Raw genomic sequence first — 19086 nt, forward strand, 5'->3', positions numbered from 1 at the left:
AAATGACGCTCATCTTAGCTTTTGTCATCGGTTTTTTCGCATCCGTCGCAGGTTATGTGCTCCATCATATCATTAAAGAAATACAGAATTTGCTGACAGCCAGCTTTGACATGTCTACTTATAACTGGCTTTATCTGTTGTTCCCGATAGTGGGCATTTATCTCACGTCGTTGTTTATCCGGCACGTTGTAAAAGATAATATTTCGCATGGCATCACGCGGGTGCTGAATGCTATCGCCACCAACCATTCTCGTTTGAAAGGCCATAACTGTTGGTCGTCGGTAATTGCCTCGAGCATCACCATCGGTTTTGGCGGTTCGGTGGGCGCCGAAGCACCGATTGTGCTTACCGGGTCGGCCATAGGAAGCAACTTAGGGCGGCTCTTCCACATGGATTCCCGCACGATGATGCTTTTGGTTGGTTGCGGTGCTTCGGCCGCCATCTCGGGCATCTTCAAAGCTCCTTTTGCCGGTTTGGTCTTTACGTTGGAGATTTTGATGCTCGATTTGACCATGGCTTCCCTGCTCCCCATCCTGATAGCCAGCGTCACGGCAACCTGTTTCAGTTACATTTTCTCGGGTAGCGATGCCCTGTTCAACTACCACATGGACAGCACGTGGGACATTCAGCGCGTCCCACCTTATATTCTCTTGGGCGTGTTCTGTGGCTTTGTGGGTTTGTACTTCATGCGTCTGATGACCGCTTGCGAGAATACGTTTACCCGCATGAAGCGCTATCCGGGCATGAAGATCATCGTTGGTGGGCTTTTGTTGAGTGTGCTTATCTTCTTTTTCCCGTCACTCTATGGCGAGGGTTATAACCAAGTCGATATCTTCTTGAGCGGCGAAACCATGGCCGATTGGGGGAAGGTGATGGATGGTTCGATGTTTTATGGCCATAGCGAATACCTTGTTCTCTATGTGGGCTTGGTCGTGTTGTTTAAGGTTTTTGCCACATCGGCCACCAATGGAGCCGGAGGTTGTGGCGGAACCTTCGCGCCATCGCTGTTTATTGGCGGCTTTGCGGGTTTCTTTTTCGCTCGCATTTGGAATAGCTATCAGTTGGGCGTTTATGTTCCCGAGAAGAATTTTGCTTTGATGGGCATGGCCGGTGTGATGGCCGGTGTGATGCAAGCACCTTTGACAGGCATCTTCCTCATTGCCGAACTGACGGGCGGCTATCAACTTTTTATCCCCCTGATGATTGTGTGCATCTGCGGCTATCTCACGATAAACATCTTTGAACAGCATAGCATTTATGGCATACGTTTGGCGCGTGAGGGGAAGCTTTTAACCCATCATACAGACCAGGCCGTGCTGACTTTGATGAGTTTGGACAGCATCATCGACCGGCAATTTACGTCGGTCAGTCCCGACATGCCCTTGGGAAAGCTCATCAATGCCATCAGCAAGAGCCATACGAGCTTTTTGCCGGTGTTGGATGAAGCGGGGACATTGCTTGGCGAAATCGATATTACGAAAATTCGTCATGTGATGTTTCGTTCAGAACTTTATCATCGTTTCACCGTGCGTGACATTATGACGCCCGTGCCGGCAACGTTGTTTAAAGACGATAAGATGGTTGACGTGATGCGGAAATTCGAAAATGCGAATTGCAATTATTTGCCCGTGGTGGATATAAACAAGCATTTGCAGGGCTATGTTTCGCGCACCCGGATGTACAGCATGTATCGCCATTTAGTGGCCGATTTCAGTTCCGAATAGCTGTCTTTTTTGCGAAAGACCGTCGTCCAACCCCTTGGAACGTTTGTTTTTTCTGAAAACAGTTATTCCAACCCCTTGGAACGTTTGTTTTTTTCGAAAACAGTTGTTCCGCACCTGCTGAACGCATGTTTTTTAGAAAAATGGTTGTTCCGCACCTGCTGAACACATGTTTTTTTGGAAAATGGTTGTTCCGCACCTGCTGAACACATGTTTTTTTGGAAAATGGTTGTTCCGCACCTGCTGAACGCATGTTTTTTAGGAAAATGGTTGTTCCGCACCTGCTGAACACATGTTTTTTTAAAGAAAAATTTGTTGTAGTGGTGGAAATATAATATCTTTGCTACCGCATTCTTCTATTATCTAATGACAAAAAGTAAAATCATATAATTAGTGTAGTCATGAATATAAACGAAATGATGAAGCCTTATGTTATAGGCTTAGACCTTGGAGGAACCAATTCTGTTTTTGGTATTGTTGATTCGCGTGGTGAAATTAAGGCCACGACAGCCATCAAGACGCAAGGTTACGACAAAGTGGAGGATTATGTTGATGCTGCTGTAGAGGCATTGAAGGTAATCATCGATCAGGTTGGCGGCCTTGGCACCATTAAAGCAATGGGGATTGGTGCGCCGAATGGAAATTTTTATACGGGCACAATAGAGTTTGCTCCTAACTTGTCGTGGGGACGTACGGGAATCGTTCCTTTAGCCGACATGTTTAGTAAGCGCTTGGAAAACACTCCTGTCGGGCTTACAAATGATGCCAACGCGGCAGCCATTGGCGAAATGACCTATGGCGTAGCGCGCGGAATGAAGAACTTCATCGTCCTCACTTTGGGCACGGGCGTCGGTTCGGGTATCGTGGTCAATGGGCAGATGGTTTATGGAAGCGATGGCTTTGCCGGTGAGTTAGGCCACATGATTGTTCGCCCTCACGAAGGGCGTATGTGTGGCTGTGGGCGTAAAGGCTGTTTGGAAGCTTATTGTTCTGCCACAGGTGTTGCCCGGAGTGCACGCGAGTTTTTGAAAGAGAGCGATGAACCATCCTTATTGCGCGATATTAATGCAGACGACATCACGGCGTTAGACGTAAGTATTGCGGCGGGAAAGGGCGATGCGTTGGCCAATCGTGTGTATGACTTTACAGGAAAGTTGTTGGGCGAGGCTTGTGCCAATTTCATGACATTCTCGAGTCCTGAAGCCTTTATTTTCTTCGGTGGATTGACAAAGGCCGGCGATTTGCTCATGAAACCTTTGGTGGAGAGTTACAATGAAACGGTGCTCCCTATTTATAAAAATAAGGCCAAATTCTTAATCAGCGGACTTGAAGGGTCGAGCGCTGCAGTGTTAGGAGCGAGCGCTGTTGGATGGGAGTTGTAAAAACTACATATTTAAGCAGATTGCCTTTGCAATCTGCTTTTTTTTATTTACCTTTGCAGCCCGTATGAATTTTGCATCCGCCTTTGATTACAATATATTAGAACTCGTCGTAAAGGGTGTTCTGATAGGGATATTGGCCTCGGCTCCTATGGGGCCAGTTGGTATTTTGTGCATCAACCGAACGCTGAAAAAGGGTCGTTGGTTTGGGTTTGTAACGGGTGTGGGTGCAGCTTTCAGCGATTTGATATATGCAGTGCTTACAGGTGTCGGCATGAGCTTTGTGATAGATTTTGTAAACAATCCTAACACAAAGTTCTATCTTCAGGTGTTTGGTGGCATCCTCATTCTTCTCTTTGGCATTTATAGCTATCGCAGCAATCCCATGGAGAAGGCCCATAAGAGCAGTAGCGGCAGTCGTGGCTCGTTGTTGCATAACGGGATAACGGCCTTTGTCGTAACGTTTAGCAATCTGCTCATCATTCCCTATTTCATGATGCTGTTTGCTTTGTTTGCTTTCGTTATTCCCGACCATAAGGCCGAGATGACCATTGGCTATGCAGGTGTCTTGTTAGGCGCTTTGTTGTGGTGGTATGGCCTGACGTGGCTCATCGACAAAGTTCGGGCTAAATTTAATGATAATGCCATTGTTATAATCAACAAGGTTATCGGTGGTGTGGTGATTGTTTTTGCTTTGATAGCGCTTGTCGGCACCATCTTTAATTTATACCATCTTCCTGAATTGTCGGCTTTGTAGGCACAAGGTGAAGATTGAAAAGAATAGGTAGCTATGTTTATTGCACAAGAATTAAGGAGAAAGTCTATAGCAGAGTATCTGCTTTATATGTGGCAGATTGAAGACACCATCCGCGCGATGGGGTGTTCGTTGCCGCTGATTCGGAAGGCTTATATCAATCAATTTACAAGTTATACGGAAGAGCAGCGTGCCGAGGAGTTAGATTGGTTTGGCAATTTAGTGCGCATGATGAACGAAGAAGGTAAGCGTGAACAGGGGCACTTAAATATTAATGCCATTGTGGTGCGTGATATGGCCGACTTGCACCATCGCTTGTTGCAAAGCAATAAATTCCCCATCTATAATGCCGAATATTATAAGGTGCTGCCTTTTATTGTGGAGTTGCGCAACAAGGGTGAAAAAGACATCAATGAGATTGAGACGTGTTTAGATGCCCTCTATGGTGTGATGCTGTTGCGTTTGCAAAAAAAGGATATTAATCCCGAGACCCAACATGCGATGAAGGAGATATCAACCTTTATAGGCATGCTTAGTGATTACTATTTGAAAGATGAGACCGAAGGATTGGACTTCGGCGAGGAATAAAAATATAGAGTTACGATTTAAAAGGTAGGAGCTATGAAGATTCTTGTTACAGGTGCAAACGGACAGTTGGGAAATGAAATACAAATCTGTGCAAAGCAGAGTAAAGATGAGTTTATTTTCACGGATGTTTGTGAGGGCTATACCCATTTAGACATCACCGATCTTGATGCTATTCGCAAGATGGTGAAGACGCATGATGTGAAGTGCATCATCAACTGTGCAGCATGGACCAATGTCGATGCTGCCGAAACGGCCGGAGATATTGTCGATGTGCTCAATGCTAAGGCACCCGAAAATCTGGCGCTTGCAATGAAAGAAGTTGACGGATTGTTGGTGCACATCAGTACCGACTATGTTTTCGGCGGAACAAACTATAATGTTCCGTGCAAGGAGACGCAACAAGGAGAGCCAACAGGAGTCTACGGGCGAACGAAATTGCATGGCGAACAGCTCATTCAAGCTACAGGAGTGCAGCATATCATCATTCGCACAGCATGGCTCTATTCCGAATATGGTAAGAATTTTGTGAAGACCATGTTGTCGCTCTTGCAGACTAAGCCGCAGTTGAAGGTTGTTTTCGACCAATGTGGAACCCCCACCTACGCCGGAGATTTGGCCGATGTTATCGTGCATATCATTGAGCGTCGGCAATTTGTTGGCAACGAAGGCATTTATCATTTCAGCAACGAAGGGGTTTGCTCTTGGTATGATTTCACTCTGGCCATAGCTGAACTTACCGGCAATACGACCTGTGAGGTGCTGCCTTGTCATAGCGATGAGTATCCCAGTCCGGTGGTGCGTCCAGCTTATTCTGTTTTGGATAAAACAAAAATCAAGCATACTTTTGGCTATCAGATACCCTATTGGCGCGACAGTTTGAAGAAATGTCTTGCCAACATGGGCGAATAGCATAATCCAATATCAATTTTATACAGATAAAGATTTTAGGCATGAATGAAATACAACGGCGGCGAACCTTTGCCATCATCTCCCATCCTGATGCAGGTAAGACAACGCTGACGGAGAAATTCCTCTTGTTTGGTGGCCAAATTCAGGTGGCAGGTGCCGTAAAAAGCAATAAGATACGCAAGACGGCTACATCCGATTGGATGGATATTGAAAAGCAGCGTGGCATCTCTGTTTCGACATCTGTCATGGAGTTTGACTACCTTCCCGATGGCGAAACGGGTGAGCCTTATAAGGTGAATATTTTAGACACGCCGGGTCACCAAGACTTTGCCGAAGACACCTATCGCACCCTGACGGCGGTTGACTCGGCCATCATCGTGGTAGATAGCGCAAAAGGTGTGGAGGCACAGACGCGAAAGCTCATGGAGGTGTGTCGCATGCGCAATACGCCCGTTATCATCTTCATCAATAAGATGGACCGCGAAGGGCGTGATGCATTTGATTTGTTGGATGAATTAGAAGAAGAACTGCAAATAAAAGTGCGCCCGTTGTCGTGGCCTATTGGGCAGGGACAGCGGTTTAAGGGCGTTTATAACATCTATGAGCAGCAGCTAAATCTCTTCACACCCAATAAACAACGTGTAACCGAGAAGGTGGCCGTAGATATTAAAACGGCCGAGCTCAACGAGATGGTGGGCGAACGCGAAGCACAGCAATTGCGTGATGATTTGGAATTGGTCGATGGGGTTTATCCCACTTTCGAAGAAGAAGACTATCGCGCCGGTGTGGTTGCCCCCGTTTTCTTTGGTTCGGCTCTGAATAATTTTGGCGTGCAAGAACTCCTAAATTGTTTTGTTGACATTGCTCCAAGCCCGCGTCCCACAAAAGCCGAGGAGCGAATGGTGATGCCCGAAGAGCCTAAGTTTACAGGATTTATTTTTAAAATCACGGCCAATATCGATCCCAACCATCGCAGTTGCATTGCTTTTTGCAAGGTTTGCTCTGGGAAATTTGTGCGCAATCAGCCCTATTTGCACGTGAGACAGGAGAAAACAGTGCGTTTTTCTTCGCCCACACAGTTTATGGCGCAACGCAAAAGCACCGTTGACGAAGCCTATCCCGGTGATATTGTCGGCCTGCCCGATAATGGCATATTCAAGATTGGCGACACACTGACCGAGGGCGAGCAACTGCATTTCCGCGGATTGCCGAGCTTCTCGCCCCTGCTGTTTAAATATATTGAGAACGATGACCCCATGAAAAGCAAACAATTTCAAAAGGGATTAGATCAGTTGATGGATGAGGGTGTGGCGCAGTTGTTTGTCAATCAGTTCAACGGTCGCAAAATCGTGGGCACCGTGGGACAACTGCAATTCGAAGTTATCCAATATCGTTTGGAGCACGAGTATAATGCCAAGTGCCGTTGGGAACCCGTGCATCTGCATAAAGCCTGCTGGGTAGAGTCGGATGATCCGGCTGAATTGGAAAACTTCAAAAAACGCAAATACCAATACATGGCTAAAGACACCGAGGGCCGTGATGTCTTCTTGGCCGACAGCGGCTATGTGCTTTCCATGGCGCAGCAAGACTTTGAGCATATTAAATTCCATTTCACGAGCGAATTTTAATCCATCAGATGGCGCAGGATATGGAGCGAACAACGGCCGAGAATGTTGCGGCAATCGATGAAACGGACACCACCCCATGGTATGCCATCAAGCTATACACGGTGAGGCAGCAGGCCGTAGCAGCTTATTTCGCCGAGTATGGGCTTGAAACGTTCATCCCCGAGCAATATGTTGATTATGAAGATAAAGAGCATCACATTCGGCATGGACTGCGGCCAGTGGTGCGTAACCTCATCTTCTTGAAAAAAACATTGTCCGAGAAAGAAATGCGCAAGCTTGTCATCTCTTCACCTTTGAAAATGAGTGTTGTTACCAAGGAGATGGGCTCACCTGCGTATTGCGAAATCCCAGCCAAACAAATGTTCGACTTCAAAATGATGTGCAACCCAGAGCTCACGATGAAAAAATTCCTGAGCACCGAACAAGCCCATCTCAAAAAAGGAGATAAAGTGTTGGTGCACCATGGGCCTTTGAAAGGACTAACCGGCCGTTTGGTGCGCTCGAACAAAAAATACTATTTGCTGAAAGAAATTCCCGGTATGGCCATTATGGTGAAGGTGTCGCGCTGGTGTTGCGAGGCAGCCGAGTAAATGGATGGGCACATCGGGGAAGCTGCTGAAAAAGTTTCCATATTTGAAAGATATTTTTGAAAAGTGTTTCAACTTGTAACTTGATAAGTCAGTAACTATCTGTATACCCTTAAATTCATTCTAAGAAATGAGATTTCTGCATGATTTTGAGGCCGGTTCCACTTTACTAACTTACAATCTGAAAGTCCATTTTACTTTTCAGCAATCTCCATACTGGCGCCGCCCCTGCCATTCGTCCACATTGCCCCCTGTAAGGGTGCATCCATCGTTCATTCCCGTGAATGATACGTGGTACATAAATCTATTTTGGTATGATTTTTGGAACTATTCTTGAATGCATTTGGGTTGTGAAAGTTTTCAAAAAAGGAAATTGATAAACGAAAATATCAAGGTAAGGATTTCCTTTTTTGAAAATATAATCCTAATTTTGCAACGCAGAATTCACGAATAATAATAAAATATGAACTCCAAAAAAACTTTTAGCTTCGACGAGGCTTTTCAGGCAACTTTGTCCTATTTTGGCGGCGACGAACTGGCTGCCCGTGTATGGGTGAATAAGTATGCGATGAAGGATAGCTTCGGGAATATTTATGAAAAAAGTCCTGTAGATATGCATTGGCGCATTGCCAATGAAGTGGCTCGCATTGAAAAGAAGTATAAGAATCCTTTGACGGCGCAACAAGTGTTTGATTTGTTGGATCATTTCCGTTATATTATTCCTGCGGGAAGTCCTATGACAGGCATTGGCAACACACAACAAGTTGCAAGTTTGAGCAACTGTTTTGTGATTGGTTTGGATGGCAAGGCTGATAGTTATGGTGCCATTATGCGCATCGATGAGGAGCAGGTGCAGTTGATGAAGCGTCGTGGTGGGGTAGGCCATGACTTGAGTCATATTCGCCCGAAAGGAAGTCCTGTGAATAACTCGGCGCTGACATCAACGGGGTTGGTTCCGTTTATGGAGCGTTATAGTAATTCAACGCGCGAGGTGGCTCAAGATGGTCGTCGTGGCGCATTGATGCTTTCGGTGAGCATAAAACATCCCGACAGTGAGGCTTTTATTGATGCTAAGATGGAGGAAGGAAAGGTCACGGGTGCCAATGTCTCTGTGAAATTAGACGATGCGTTTATGCGGGCGGCCATTGGTGGTAAAACCTATGTGCAACAATGGCCTATTGATAGCGATTCGCCTTTGGTGAAGAAAGAGATTTCAGCGCGCGACCTATGGCAAAAGATTGTGCATAACGCTTGGAAGAGTGCCGAACCGGGTGTATTATTTTGGGATACCATTTTGCGCGAAAGCATTCCTGATTGTTATGCAGACCTTGGTTTTGCTACCGTGAGCACTAATCCTTGTGGCGAAATTCCCTTGTGCCCTTACGATTCGTGTCGTTTGCTGAGCATCAATCTTTTCAGCTATGTCGATAAGCCTTTTACAGCTGATGCGACGTTTAATTTTGATAAGTTCAAGCAGCATGTGCAGTATGCGCAGCGTATCATGGATGACATCGTTGATTTGGAAATGGAAAAGATAGACCAAATCATCGAAAAGATTAAGGCTGATCCCGAAAATGATGAGGTGAAAGAGACGGAATATCACCTTTGGGAAAAGATAAAACGCAAGAGCAGCATGGGGCGTCGAACGGGCGTAGGAATCACGGCTGAGGGTGATATGTTGGCTGCATTGGGCTTGTGCTATGGCACAGAAGAAGCTACGGACTTCTCGGTATTGGTGCATAAAACGTTGGCGCTAAATGCCTATCGCTCCTCGGTGACGATGGCCAAGGAACGTGGCGCTTTCGAAGTGTTCGATGCGCAGCGTGAAGCTAAAAATCCGTTTGTCTTACGTTTGAAAGAGGCCGATCCGGAACTCTATGACGATATGAAGCGTTATGGCCGCCGCAATATTGCCTGCTTGACGATTGCTCCCACGGGTACCACATCGCTCATGACGCAGACAACCAGCGGTATCGAACCAGTCTTCATGCCTGTTTACAAGCGTCGTCGCAAGGTCAACCCCAACGATACTGATGTGCATGTAGATTTTGTCGATGAGGTGGGCGATAGCTTTGAGGAATACATTGTTTATCATCGTAAGTTCTTGGAGTGGATGCAGATTAATGGATATGACACGGAAAAACGTTATACGCAAGACGAGATCGATGCGTTAGTGGCTAAATCACCTTATTACAAAGCTACGGCCAACGATGTTGATTGGTTGATGAAGGTGAAGATGCAAGGTGCCATTCAGCAATGGGTAGATCATAGCATCAGTGTAACGGTTAATTTGCCTAACGATGTTGATGAGGCATTGGTCAATCGTCTTTATGTCGAGGCGTGGCGTAGCGGATGTAAAGGTTGCACCATTTATCGTGATGGAAGTCGCGCAGGCGTGATGATTTCTGTTTCGAAGGATGATAAAAAGAAAGGGAAGCATGCCGAAGGTGCAGATGTGCAAGAAGTTGCTGATAACCGTCAGCCCTGTAAGCAGCCCGAAGTGACAGAGGTTCGACCGAAGGAATTGGAATGCGATGTTGTGCGTTTCCAAAATAATAAAGAGAAATGGGTGGCTTTTGTGGGCCTGCTCAATGGTTATCCCTATGAAATCTTCACCGGGTTGCAAGACGATGAAGAGGGTATTGTGCTGCCTAAGAATGTGACGAAAGGGAAAATCATTAAATCGACCACAGCCGAAGGGACACATCGCTATGATTTTCAATTTGAGAATAAGCGCGGCTATAAAACGACCGTTGAGGGTTTGAGTGAGAAATTCAATCCAGAATATTGGAATTATGCCAAACTCATTTCGGGCGTGTTGCGCTATCGTATGCCCATTGACCATGTCATGAAGCTCGTGAGCTCTCTGCAACTCAAAGACGAAAGCATCAACACGTGGAAGAATGGTGTTGAGCGTGCGTTGAAGAAATATATTGTTGATGGGACCAAAGCCAATGGGCAGAAATGTCCTGTTTGCGGGCACGAAAGTCTTGTCTACCAAGAAGGCTGTCTCATCTGCACTAACTGTGGCGCAAGTCGTTGTGGCTGATGCGTCGCGAACAGCTCATGACGATGAAGATACAATCCGGTGAGATTATTTTGCAAAACCTGCGGTTTCACGCCTTTCATGGTGTGATGCCGCAGGAACGTTTTGTGGGCAATGATTATGTGCTCAATTTGCGGATAAGCTACCCATTGGCTGCTGCGGCCACGAGTGATAAAGTGGCTGATACGCTCAACTATGCCGACGTGTATGCCTTCGTAGCCGAAGAGATGAATCAACCCTCGGCTTTGGTCGAACATGTGGCACAGCGCATTGCCCAGCGCTTGAAGCATGCTTTTCCTCGTATTACATCCATTTCTTTGCAATTACTCAAGTGTAATCCTCCAATGGGGGGTGATGCTGATGGCGCAGGCGTAGCATTTACGTTTGTTTCTGAAGAATAGAAAGCCATTTCGGCCGTGGAAATTCGAATCCGTTGACTTTCTTGGTGGTATTCCTTCGTCGCATAACCATTCTATATTTTGTTGTTGAAATGCCTATGCCTTGTGGGGGCGAAATACACATCCTTTATAATTTATCTGCTATTTTCTTGTCGTTTTCAATAGAATTCTTTAATTTCGCGGCCATAAATTTGGATTACACGATGACATATAGTGTTTTTGAGCTGCAGAAGATTTCCTTTTTTGCATTGGATTTAGGACATCCAAATAATAGTGCAGCATGCGCGTTATAGATCAATTCTTCAATAAAATTCTTCGATGCACATTATAATTTCTTTAATAAAATAACGTATGATTCATTTTAAATCTTCATGGATGGTTTGTGCCATCCTAACAATGAGCAGTGTGCAAGCTGTTGCGCAAAAATCGTTTAAATTCACACGTGAGAACTTGTTGCCCAAAGAGATGAAGAGCTTCGTTGCTCCGGCATTGTTGACAAAACTTGCGCCCGATGACACTTATAAGTTTGAAGGTACGCAGCAAACCATTGGCGTGTTGCCCGAACAGATGAATTTAGGAAAGGGTAATGGCATTAATGTGAAGTCAGGTGCAGCTAAATTTACGATGGAAGTCTATTACACCAAGAAGCCTGTGTTTAAAAAGAAATATGATTTTCAGCAGCCCAAATATGATGGCGACCCCTATGCTGGCGTATGTATTCGCACAGAATATAGTTTAGGTGTGGCTTGTAGGATTAAAGACGCGGAAGGGAAGACCTTGGTAAATTTCACGGTCATCGATTCTAATTATGTCGACAAAAACTATGTGGGTTATGATGCTGCGGCGAAGCAGATTGTCATCACCGATAAGAATAGTGCGAAGAAATGGGGAACAGAGGAGGTTGCCGGAAGCTATTTTGCTGAGCATGCTGGTGTCATTCAAGGTTTAACGGCCAAAAAGGCTCTCGATTATGCCGGCAATAGTTTGGCACAGTATGTTCAACTCTTTTTGGTGGGTGACAAGTATAGCAAACTGCAATATACTGCTGTAGCCGAAAAGGTGCAGGCCGCTTATCCTGAAGAGGCGAAATTATCGGCCGAAGCTGCACCACTTTATACTCAATGGTTGCAAGATGTCAATAGCGAGAAACTTAATCAGCAGTTCGTTGATTTGAGCCAACGGTTTGCCCATCTCAACGTCGAAGGTAAGTCTACTGATTATAAGTATTTTGTTTACACCAATGCGGCTCTGCTTTCAGCAATGGGAAGAGATTTTAAGGCAGCCAACCAATATGGCCTTTTAGCCGATGCCAATGATCCCAATAGCTGGAAGCCTGCGGTGAGCAACACGCTGTATTGCGTTTACAATCTGTATATGTTGCGCAAACTCATGGCTGAACGTCCGACTCCCGAAACGCTGATCGATTTAGCCGGTGGTGCTGCAAGCATCTATCACAAGAGTAAGTAAATCATACTATAGCCTCTACGCGAGCCCTTCTCATAATATTTTTGGTTGATAAGGGCTCGTGTTTTTTTGTTGCGAATGTCACGTCTTATCTTTGCAGATACGTGCCCATTCTCTGTATTCATCAGGCATGCTAAAGTGGCGGCGTATTAAAAATTTTGTTTATCTTTGCAGACACGTCGGGACAAAGGGTGCTCCGCCACGTTTCTTTAGCTTGAACAAAAGCACGATTTCTAACAACAAATGGATATGCAATGAAACAAAGAACAAATTATGGGAACTGGGTTCCCGCTACAATCCTGCGCATCAGCTACGGTTGTGCTGTTGCTTTTCTACTGTTATTTTTCTTCTCCGCGTTTTGCTGGCACAATTTCTGGGCTGCCGTCATCGCCGGTCTTTTGGCACTTGCTGCAGTCGTCATCGCGGTTTTCATGCAGGTGTGTCACCACACCTTTTCCTTTAATGGCGGGGGACTGATGGGCGAAATCCACCAGTTTCTTATCGACCATCTTGATTGGGATGGGCACGGGACGCTTCTTGATATTGGCTGCGGAGCCGGCGCGCTCACCAATCGTTGTGCAAAGCAATTTCCCGAGGCCACGCTCCAAGGAATGGACTATTGGGGCATGGGCTGGGACTATGCCAAGGAGCAATGCGAGCGAAATGCCGAGATTGAAGGGGTGGCCGACCGTGTGACTTTCAGCAAGGGTGACGCTTCAAAGCTCGATTTTGCCGACGAAAGTTTTGATGCGGCGGTGAGCAACTTTGTTTTCCACGAGGTGAAGACCCAGCCCGACAAGCGAGAAGTGGTGCGCGAAGCGCTGCGTGTGGTGAAAAAAGGTGGTGCTTTTGCTTTCCAAGACCTTTTCGGCAGCAAAGCGCTTTATGGCGACATGGACGCATTTGTTGAAGAACTGCGTTGCGAGGGGATTGCAGAAATCCACTGCATGTTGCACGTTGAAAAGCAAGATTTCATCAAGCGGCATCCACTCATGTGCCTCATGTTGCAGAACATGGGACTGATTTATGGCATAAAATAGGCTGTAGAGCCGAAACAACGTGAGAAAAACGGCTGTTCCCAATGTTGGGAACAGCCGTTTTTCAGCATTTTGCCCGCTCCCAAAGTTGGGAACGTCTGTTTTTACCATTTTCATGTGTTCCCAAAGTTGGGAATAACCGTTTTTCGAGAATTTGCTCGCTCCCAAAGTTGGGAACGTCTGTTTTTACCATTTTCATGTGTTCCCAAAGTTGGGAACAACCGTTTTTATGCGTTTATGAAAGTCCGCATCCGCTCACCGTTTTGGGGTGTTCGGCTGTGAAAGTCCGCATCCGTTGACTTTTTGGGGATATTCAGCCGTGAAAGTCCGCATCCGCTCACCGTTTTGGGGTGTTCGGCTGTGAAAATTCGCATCCCTTGCTATTGCTGCGAAAGGGATGCGAGCGCCGGCGGCTACCATGTGAAAGAGGTACTGAATCTTTCTGACGAATTGCTGAAACTCTGATTGAGCGCAGTGGGATTGCCATTGCTGTCAAGCGTCCATTTAAGATTGGCTTTATCACCAGATTTTTCAGATTGCAGCGGCAGATTTTTGCTTGGCTTCCCGAGCAGTCCGGCATAATAGGCCGCCTCGAGGTAGTCGAGATCGGCATCAAGTGTGGCGCCGAAAAGCATCACACCCGTTTTGTTTTCAATCGGTCTGGTCGAAGCCGTGGCATAGGTGATGGTGGTTACTTCGGTGGGTTTGCCCGTGGCGGTGGTTGTTGTTTTCACGACGTTGCCATTTTGATATTCAAGAACGATGTGCTTCTTGTCGGTCGAGCATTTCGCGTCCTTCAGTTGGTTGTCGGCGTTGTAGGCAAAATCCCACGTTGCTTTCCCGGCGATGTGGTCGTTGCGGTAGTGGGTCTCTTTGGCGTGGGTCACAAAGCCGTTCCGGTTGAGATAAAGCTCATAAACGTGTTTGTCGGGCTCATCCGTCTCTGTTAATATCACTTGCGGTGCTTGGGTCGACCCTAAGGCAACGTCCTTATATTCAAACGTGATTCTTTCATCGTCATTAGGCTCTGCAAGCTGGATGAGCTGTCCCTTTTCGTTCTGGGTGAGCACAAGCTCTGAGATCTTCTTGGGCAATCCTAATGGGAAAACGTTGCGCGGATTAACATCCGTTCCGTTGACCATCTTTTGTTCGGGTTCGTCACTGTTGTCTTTGCTGCACGATGCCATCATTGCGATGCCCACGGTCAGGGTGACCATGAGGGCGAGTTGAAATAATTTTCTCATCTTGTTGAATTATTTAAAAAAATTGATGCTAAGAATTTTATCAAGCGGTGCAAAGGTAGCAGAAAACGGGGAGAGCGGCAAATCTTTTCAGGTTTTTGTTGTCAATCGCGGGCTCGGCCGGTGCTTTCAGTCCGAAAAACATTCGCCTCCCATGCCATGATGATGGCCATCACGCCCGAATAGCTTTTGATGCCTCCGTCGACGCGGTTGCTTTGCAGATAAAGGTCGTAGATGAAACGCTGTGTGGTGTCGATGATGGGACTGCGACGCGATAGCCAATAGTTTCGGTCGCTTTGTGCGAGGCGGATGATTTCGGGACGAATGTGCTTGATGAAGGTCTTATATTCGGATGGGCCGAGGAGGTCGTCAACTTGCTGCAGCATGTGGAAAAAGATTTGATAGTAACCGCTAAATCGCAAAGCCTTGTTGAATGCGTGGGTGCAGATGATGTAGCTGTAGAAGTTGGCCTCGCCCTCGTTGGCAATGCCGAGACTGTGGGCATATTCGTGGGCGCAAGTAGATGGGAAGTTATGTAGCCTAACGTCGGCGTTGATGGTGAATTCGCAGAAGAACGGCCCCATGCTGCCTGTTACGCCCGCCATGCTGCTGAGCGGGGAAAGGAGCATGGTTTTGGGATGCGGATGCCGGTTGAAAGGACGGTTGATGCCCATTTGGGTGCTGTTGAGCTGCCGATAGCCTTGCTGGATGCGCTCCATGGTTTCGTCTTCGTGTGGGAAGTTCAGGGTGAACGTGGCGTTTAGGCTGTCGGCATAGCGATAGGCAAAGTTGCGGAAGGCAGCAGTGTCGGGTGACATCGGAACCATTTTCATGCGCTGAAAAATGTTGGATTGCGCATAATTGAGCCCCCATGCGCAATAGAACCACGCATAGAGCCAAAGCAGAAATTCGGCCATGCGCAGCAGCGTTGCACGTTTTCTCCTCTTTTGATAAACGATGGCGTAAATGGGGTAGGCAATGAGCCATGCAATACATAACAGCACAAAAATCCCATCCATTGAAAAGGGGATGGGATTGGAGAGCGATGCCAGTGCCCGGCCTATGATGGGATAGAGCTTAGCGGTGTAAACGTCGCCTAATTTGGGGATGAAACGGATGACCGTTATGGCGACGAGAAGTGCAAAGAGGAGGAGATGTCGTGGGCGAAATGGGCCGATGTGGACGCTATCTCTTTTCATTTTAGAGATTGAGCTTGCGCTGAATGGTTTTGTTAAGCGCCTGAATTTGTCGGCTTCTGCGATTAATGCCGCGACTAAGGTCGGTCAGCTCGTTGAATATCGTCGTAGCCATGTTTTGGAATCGGTTGGGCTGGCGCAGCCGTTTGTCGGCATGAGCGTTGACGATGATATGAATTCCTTTTTCTTTCAGCACCACCTCAATGTTTTCACCCGTCAGAACAGGGTCGCCGTCGAAATGGATGTAGCCCGGCGCACTGCGGTGGATGTGAAGATGTTTACAGCGGAAAGTTTTGATTTTCGAGTTCTTGTTTAAGGTCTTGTTGAACATGTCGATGCTGATTTGTGGCGCTTCAAGTGCGCTGAATGGCTGCATCACCACAATATCCATCAATCCGTCGCTCATTGATGCTTGTGGTGCGATGTATGCGTTGTTGCCGTATTGTGAAGCATTGGCACACGAGATGAGGAATGCTTTGAGCCGTGTGGTGCCGTGTTCGTCGCGTATCTCGTAGGTCTCGGGCTTATATTGCAATCCGCCTTTGAGCACATTCTCAACATAGGTGATTGGCCCACGCTTTCCTGCCTCGGCAAACTTGTGGCTGATGAAAGCGTCGAAGCCCATGCCGCAGGTGCAGAAAAAAGGGTGATCGTTGATGATGCCATAGTCGAGCAAGTGGATTTCGCCCTCGTTAATGATTTGAATGGCTTTCGCTACGTTCATCGGTAGCATCAAATGGCGCGCTAATCCATTGCCCGACCCACATGGGATGATGCCCAAGGCCGTGTTGCTATGCACCACAGCGCGTGCCACTTCGTTCACGGTTCCATCGCCTCCGATGGCCACCACAATATCTATTCCTTCGTCTTTAGCCTTTGTGGCGAGCTCAACTGCATGCCCCGCATAGGCTGTTTGGACAATCTCATAGTCGAAACATTCGTGGTTTAAATACCTTTCTATGAGGCTTGGAATAGCCGCTTTATTCATGGTTCCCGAGATGGGGTTCATGATAAAAACAATTTTTTTCTTGTTCATTGAGAGTTATTTTTTAATGACAATAGGCAGGAAAAAGAAATATTCATCCAGCGGAAAACGTTCAACACATTTCCTTTGCAAAGATAAATATTTCAATGTTATAAAAGCTGTGACGCCTTGATTATTTGCTATTTTGAAACATTTATTGCCAAAAGATAGGCCGTTATTCATAGTTTTTTGTATCTTTGCAGCCTAAAAAAATCAAAACGTAGTTTTCTACACCTATTTAAAATGGGACAATTACAAGAAAGATATAAGCATTATCGCGAGCCTCAGAAATATATAGAGGCAGGCGTATATCCTTATTTTCGTGCCATCACCAGTAAGCAAGGCACAGAAGTTGACATGGAAGGGCATCATGTGTTGATGTTTGGTTCTAACGCCTATACAGGTTTAACCGGCGACCAACGCGTAATCGATGCTGCAAAGCGCGCACTCGATAAATATGGTTCGGGTTGTGCCGGAAGTCGTTTCCTCAACGGAACTTTAGACATTCATGTGCAGTTGGAAAAAGAGTTGGCCGAGTTCGTGCACAAAGATGCAACGCTCTGTTTCTCTACAGGTTTCTCCGTTAACCAAGGTGTGTTGGCACAAGTGGTTGGAAAAGGCGATTACATTATTTGTGATGATCGCGATCATGCCAGCATTGTTGATGGGCGTCGCTTGTCGTTTGCACGCCAGTTGCACTACAAGCACAACGACATGGAGGATTTGGAACGCGTATTAAAAGCTTTGCCGCAGGAGGCCATTAAGCTGATTGTGGTCGATGGCGTGTTCTCAATGGAAGGCGATTTAGCCAAACTTCCTGAGATTGTTGCGCTGAAGAAGAAGTATAATTGCTCGGTGATGGTCGACGAAGCCCATGGCTTAGGTGTGTTTGGCAAGCAGGGACGAGGTGTTTGCGACCACTTTGGGCTGACCGATGAGGTGGATCTCATCATGGGAACCTTCTCTAAAAGCTTAGCTTCAATAGGTGGTTTCATAGCGAGCGACAAAGATACGATTAACTATTTGCGCCACACTTGCCGCACTTATATTTTCAGTGCATCTAACACTCCGGCTGCAACGGCCGCCGCAATGGAAGCACTCCACATTCTGCAACAGGAGCCCGAACGCTTGGAAAATCTTTGGAATGTAACAAAATATGCTTTAGAACGCTTCCGTGAAGAAGGGTTTGAAATTGGCGATACAGAGAGCCCCATCATACCTTTGTATGTGCGTGACATTGAGAAAACGTTCTTGGTAACAAAGTTAGCTTTCGATGCGGGTGTATTCATTAACCCTGTTATTCCACCGGCCTGTGCGCCACAAGACACCTTGGTGAGGTTTGCTTTGATGGCCAACCACACGAAAGACGAGGTTGATCGTGGAGTGAAAGCACTCAAGAAGATTTTTGTCGAGCAAGGCATTATCAAGTAAAAATTCATTCCTCATTCATAAAAGCGGGATTGCACATTGGTTGCAGTTCCGCCTTTTTGTGTTCTATGCAAATAGCCGTGATATGCAAACCATGCTATCATCTCGCGAAGTGGATATTAGCTTTTGCAGAAAACGATAGTACTTTCCATTAAAAACGATAGTACTTTTTGAGCAAAACGATAGTACTTTTCATCAAAAATGATAGTACTTTTTAAACAAAACGATAGTACCTTTTTCAGAGCTTGATTCAACATTCGTGCGTGTTGCTACAACTATGAATGAATACAACTTCAATTAACAGCTCATGAAGCCGTCTTTTCCTGCAGATAGCGAAGCAGTTTTTCCCAGCAATGGGCATTGGCATCATGTAGAAAAAGCAACAAAACTTTGGTTGCTCCAAATTAAAATACTAACTTTGCACACGCAAAAACGAAATCGCATCTAATGCGGGGTGTAGCGCAGCCCGGTAGCGCTCCTGGTTTGGGACCAGGCGGCCGCAGGTTCGAATCCTGTCGCCCCGACTTTTTAACGATGACGTTTTGCAGCGGGGTGTAGCGCAGCCCGGTAGCGCTCCTGGTTTGGGACCAGGCGGCCGCAGGTTCGAATCCTGTCGCCCCGACGAAGCGAAATAGTTTCATGGAAGCTGTCTCGCTTTTTTTGTTGTATGCACTGTGTTAGATTAC

The 19086-nt window shown here is 46.5% G+C and carries 15 protein-coding genes and 2 tRNA genes; 14 read left to right on the forward strand and 3 right to left on the reverse strand.

Annotation, left to right across the window (positions count from 1 at the left end; translation table 11 throughout):
• The first annotated feature begins 2 nt into the window (after positions 1-2).
• The 11 genes from HMPREF9431_RS01120 to HMPREF9431_RS01170 all read left to right on the forward strand — a co-directional run bounded on the left by HMPREF9431_RS01120 (position 3) and on the right by HMPREF9431_RS01170 (position 13514).
• Positions 3-1724 (forward strand): chloride channel protein, encoded by a 1722-nt coding sequence (locus HMPREF9431_RS01120; protein WP_050795601.1) that lies wholly within the window; start codon positions 3-5, stop codon positions 1722-1724.
• A gap of 398 nt (positions 1725-2122) precedes the next feature.
• On the forward strand, positions 2123-3103 hold the full coding sequence (locus HMPREF9431_RS01125; RefSeq protein ID WP_004379212.1) for an ROK family protein: 981 nt from the start codon (positions 2123-2125) through the stop codon (positions 3101-3103).
• Positions 3104-3167: 64 nt separating this feature from the next.
• On the forward strand, positions 3168-3857 hold the full coding sequence (locus tag HMPREF9431_RS01130; RefSeq protein WP_004379213.1) for a LysE family translocator: 690 nt from the start codon (positions 3168-3170) through the stop codon (positions 3855-3857).
• Between the two features lie 33 nt (positions 3858-3890).
• The gene (locus HMPREF9431_RS01135; RefSeq protein WP_004379214.1) at positions 3891-4442 is read left to right on the forward strand and encodes a DUF4924 family protein; all 552 of its coding nucleotides are present in this window, start codon (positions 3891-3893) and stop codon (positions 4440-4442) included.
• 33 nt (positions 4443-4475) lie between these two features.
• Positions 4476-5351, forward strand: coding sequence for a dTDP-4-dehydrorhamnose reductase (rfbD, locus tag HMPREF9431_RS01140; protein ID WP_004379215.1), 876 nt, complete (start codon positions 4476-4478; stop codon positions 5349-5351).
• 41 nt (positions 5352-5392) lie between these two features.
• Positions 5393-6979 carry a peptide chain release factor 3 gene (locus tag HMPREF9431_RS01145; protein ID WP_004379216.1) on the forward strand — a complete coding sequence of 529 codons (1587 nt, stop codon included), beginning with the start codon at positions 5393-5395 and terminating at the stop codon, positions 6977-6979.
• Between the two features lie 20 nt (positions 6980-6999).
• A complete protein-coding gene (locus HMPREF9431_RS01150; protein WP_231287679.1) occupies positions 7000-7569 on the forward strand; it encodes a UpxY family transcription antiterminator in 570 nt (189 codons plus the stop codon).
• Between the two features lie 460 nt (positions 7570-8029).
• Positions 8030-10615: an adenosylcobalamin-dependent ribonucleoside-diphosphate reductase gene (locus HMPREF9431_RS01155; protein ID WP_004379219.1), complete on the forward strand. Its 2586-nt coding sequence runs from the start codon at positions 8030-8032 to the stop codon at positions 10613-10615.
• A 23-nt stretch (positions 10616-10638) separates the two neighbouring features.
• Positions 10639-11013, forward strand: a complete 375-nt coding sequence (gene folB / locus HMPREF9431_RS01160) for a dihydroneopterin aldolase (protein WP_040560998.1) — start codon at positions 10639-10641, stop codon at positions 11011-11013.
• A 348-nt stretch (positions 11014-11361) separates the two neighbouring features.
• The gene (locus HMPREF9431_RS01165) at positions 11362-12477 is read left to right on the forward strand and encodes a hypothetical protein (RefSeq protein ID WP_004379221.1); all 1116 of its coding nucleotides are present in this window, start codon (positions 11362-11364) and stop codon (positions 12475-12477) included.
• A gap of 251 nt (positions 12478-12728) precedes the next feature.
• Positions 12729-13514, forward strand: a complete 786-nt coding sequence (locus HMPREF9431_RS01170; RefSeq protein WP_004379222.1) for a class I SAM-dependent methyltransferase — start codon at positions 12729-12731, stop codon at positions 13512-13514.
• 410 nt (positions 13515-13924) lie between these two features.
• Here HMPREF9431_RS01170 and HMPREF9431_RS01175 read toward each other — a convergent pair whose 3' ends face one another.
• The 3 genes from HMPREF9431_RS01175 to HMPREF9431_RS01185 form a co-directional block, all read right to left on the reverse strand.
• Positions 13925-14755 (reverse strand): DUF4595 domain-containing protein, encoded by an 831-nt coding sequence (locus HMPREF9431_RS01175; protein WP_004379224.1) that lies wholly within the window; start codon positions 14753-14755, stop codon positions 13925-13927.
• A 101-nt stretch (positions 14756-14856) separates the two neighbouring features.
• Positions 14857-15951, reverse strand: a complete 1095-nt coding sequence (locus HMPREF9431_RS01180; RefSeq protein ID WP_004379225.1) for a DUF3810 domain-containing protein — start codon at positions 15949-15951, stop codon at positions 14857-14859.
• Between the two features lies 1 nt (position 15952).
• A complete protein-coding gene (locus tag HMPREF9431_RS01185) occupies positions 15953-16984 on the reverse strand; it encodes a diacylglycerol/lipid kinase family protein (protein ID WP_004379226.1) in 1032 nt (343 codons plus the stop codon).
• A gap of 231 nt (positions 16985-17215) precedes the next feature.
• Here HMPREF9431_RS01185 and spt point away from each other — a divergent pair, with 231 nt between their 5' ends.
• The 3 genes from spt (at position 17216) to HMPREF9431_RS01200 (ending at position 19022) form a co-directional block, all read left to right on the forward strand.
• Positions 17216-18403: a serine palmitoyltransferase gene (gene spt / locus HMPREF9431_RS01190; protein ID WP_004379227.1), complete on the forward strand. Its 1188-nt coding sequence runs from the start codon at positions 17216-17218 to the stop codon at positions 18401-18403.
• Between the two features lie 447 nt (positions 18404-18850).
• Positions 18851-18924, forward strand: a tRNA-Pro gene (locus HMPREF9431_RS01195).
• Positions 18925-18948: 24 nt separating this feature from the next.
• Positions 18949-19022, forward strand: a tRNA-Pro gene (locus HMPREF9431_RS01200).
• The last annotated feature ends 64 nt before the right edge of the window (positions 19023-19086 follow it).

The organism is Segatella oulorum F0390, from assembly GCF_000224615.1.
Lineage (GTDB): Bacteria > Bacteroidota > Bacteroidia > Bacteroidales > Bacteroidaceae > Prevotella > Prevotella oulorum.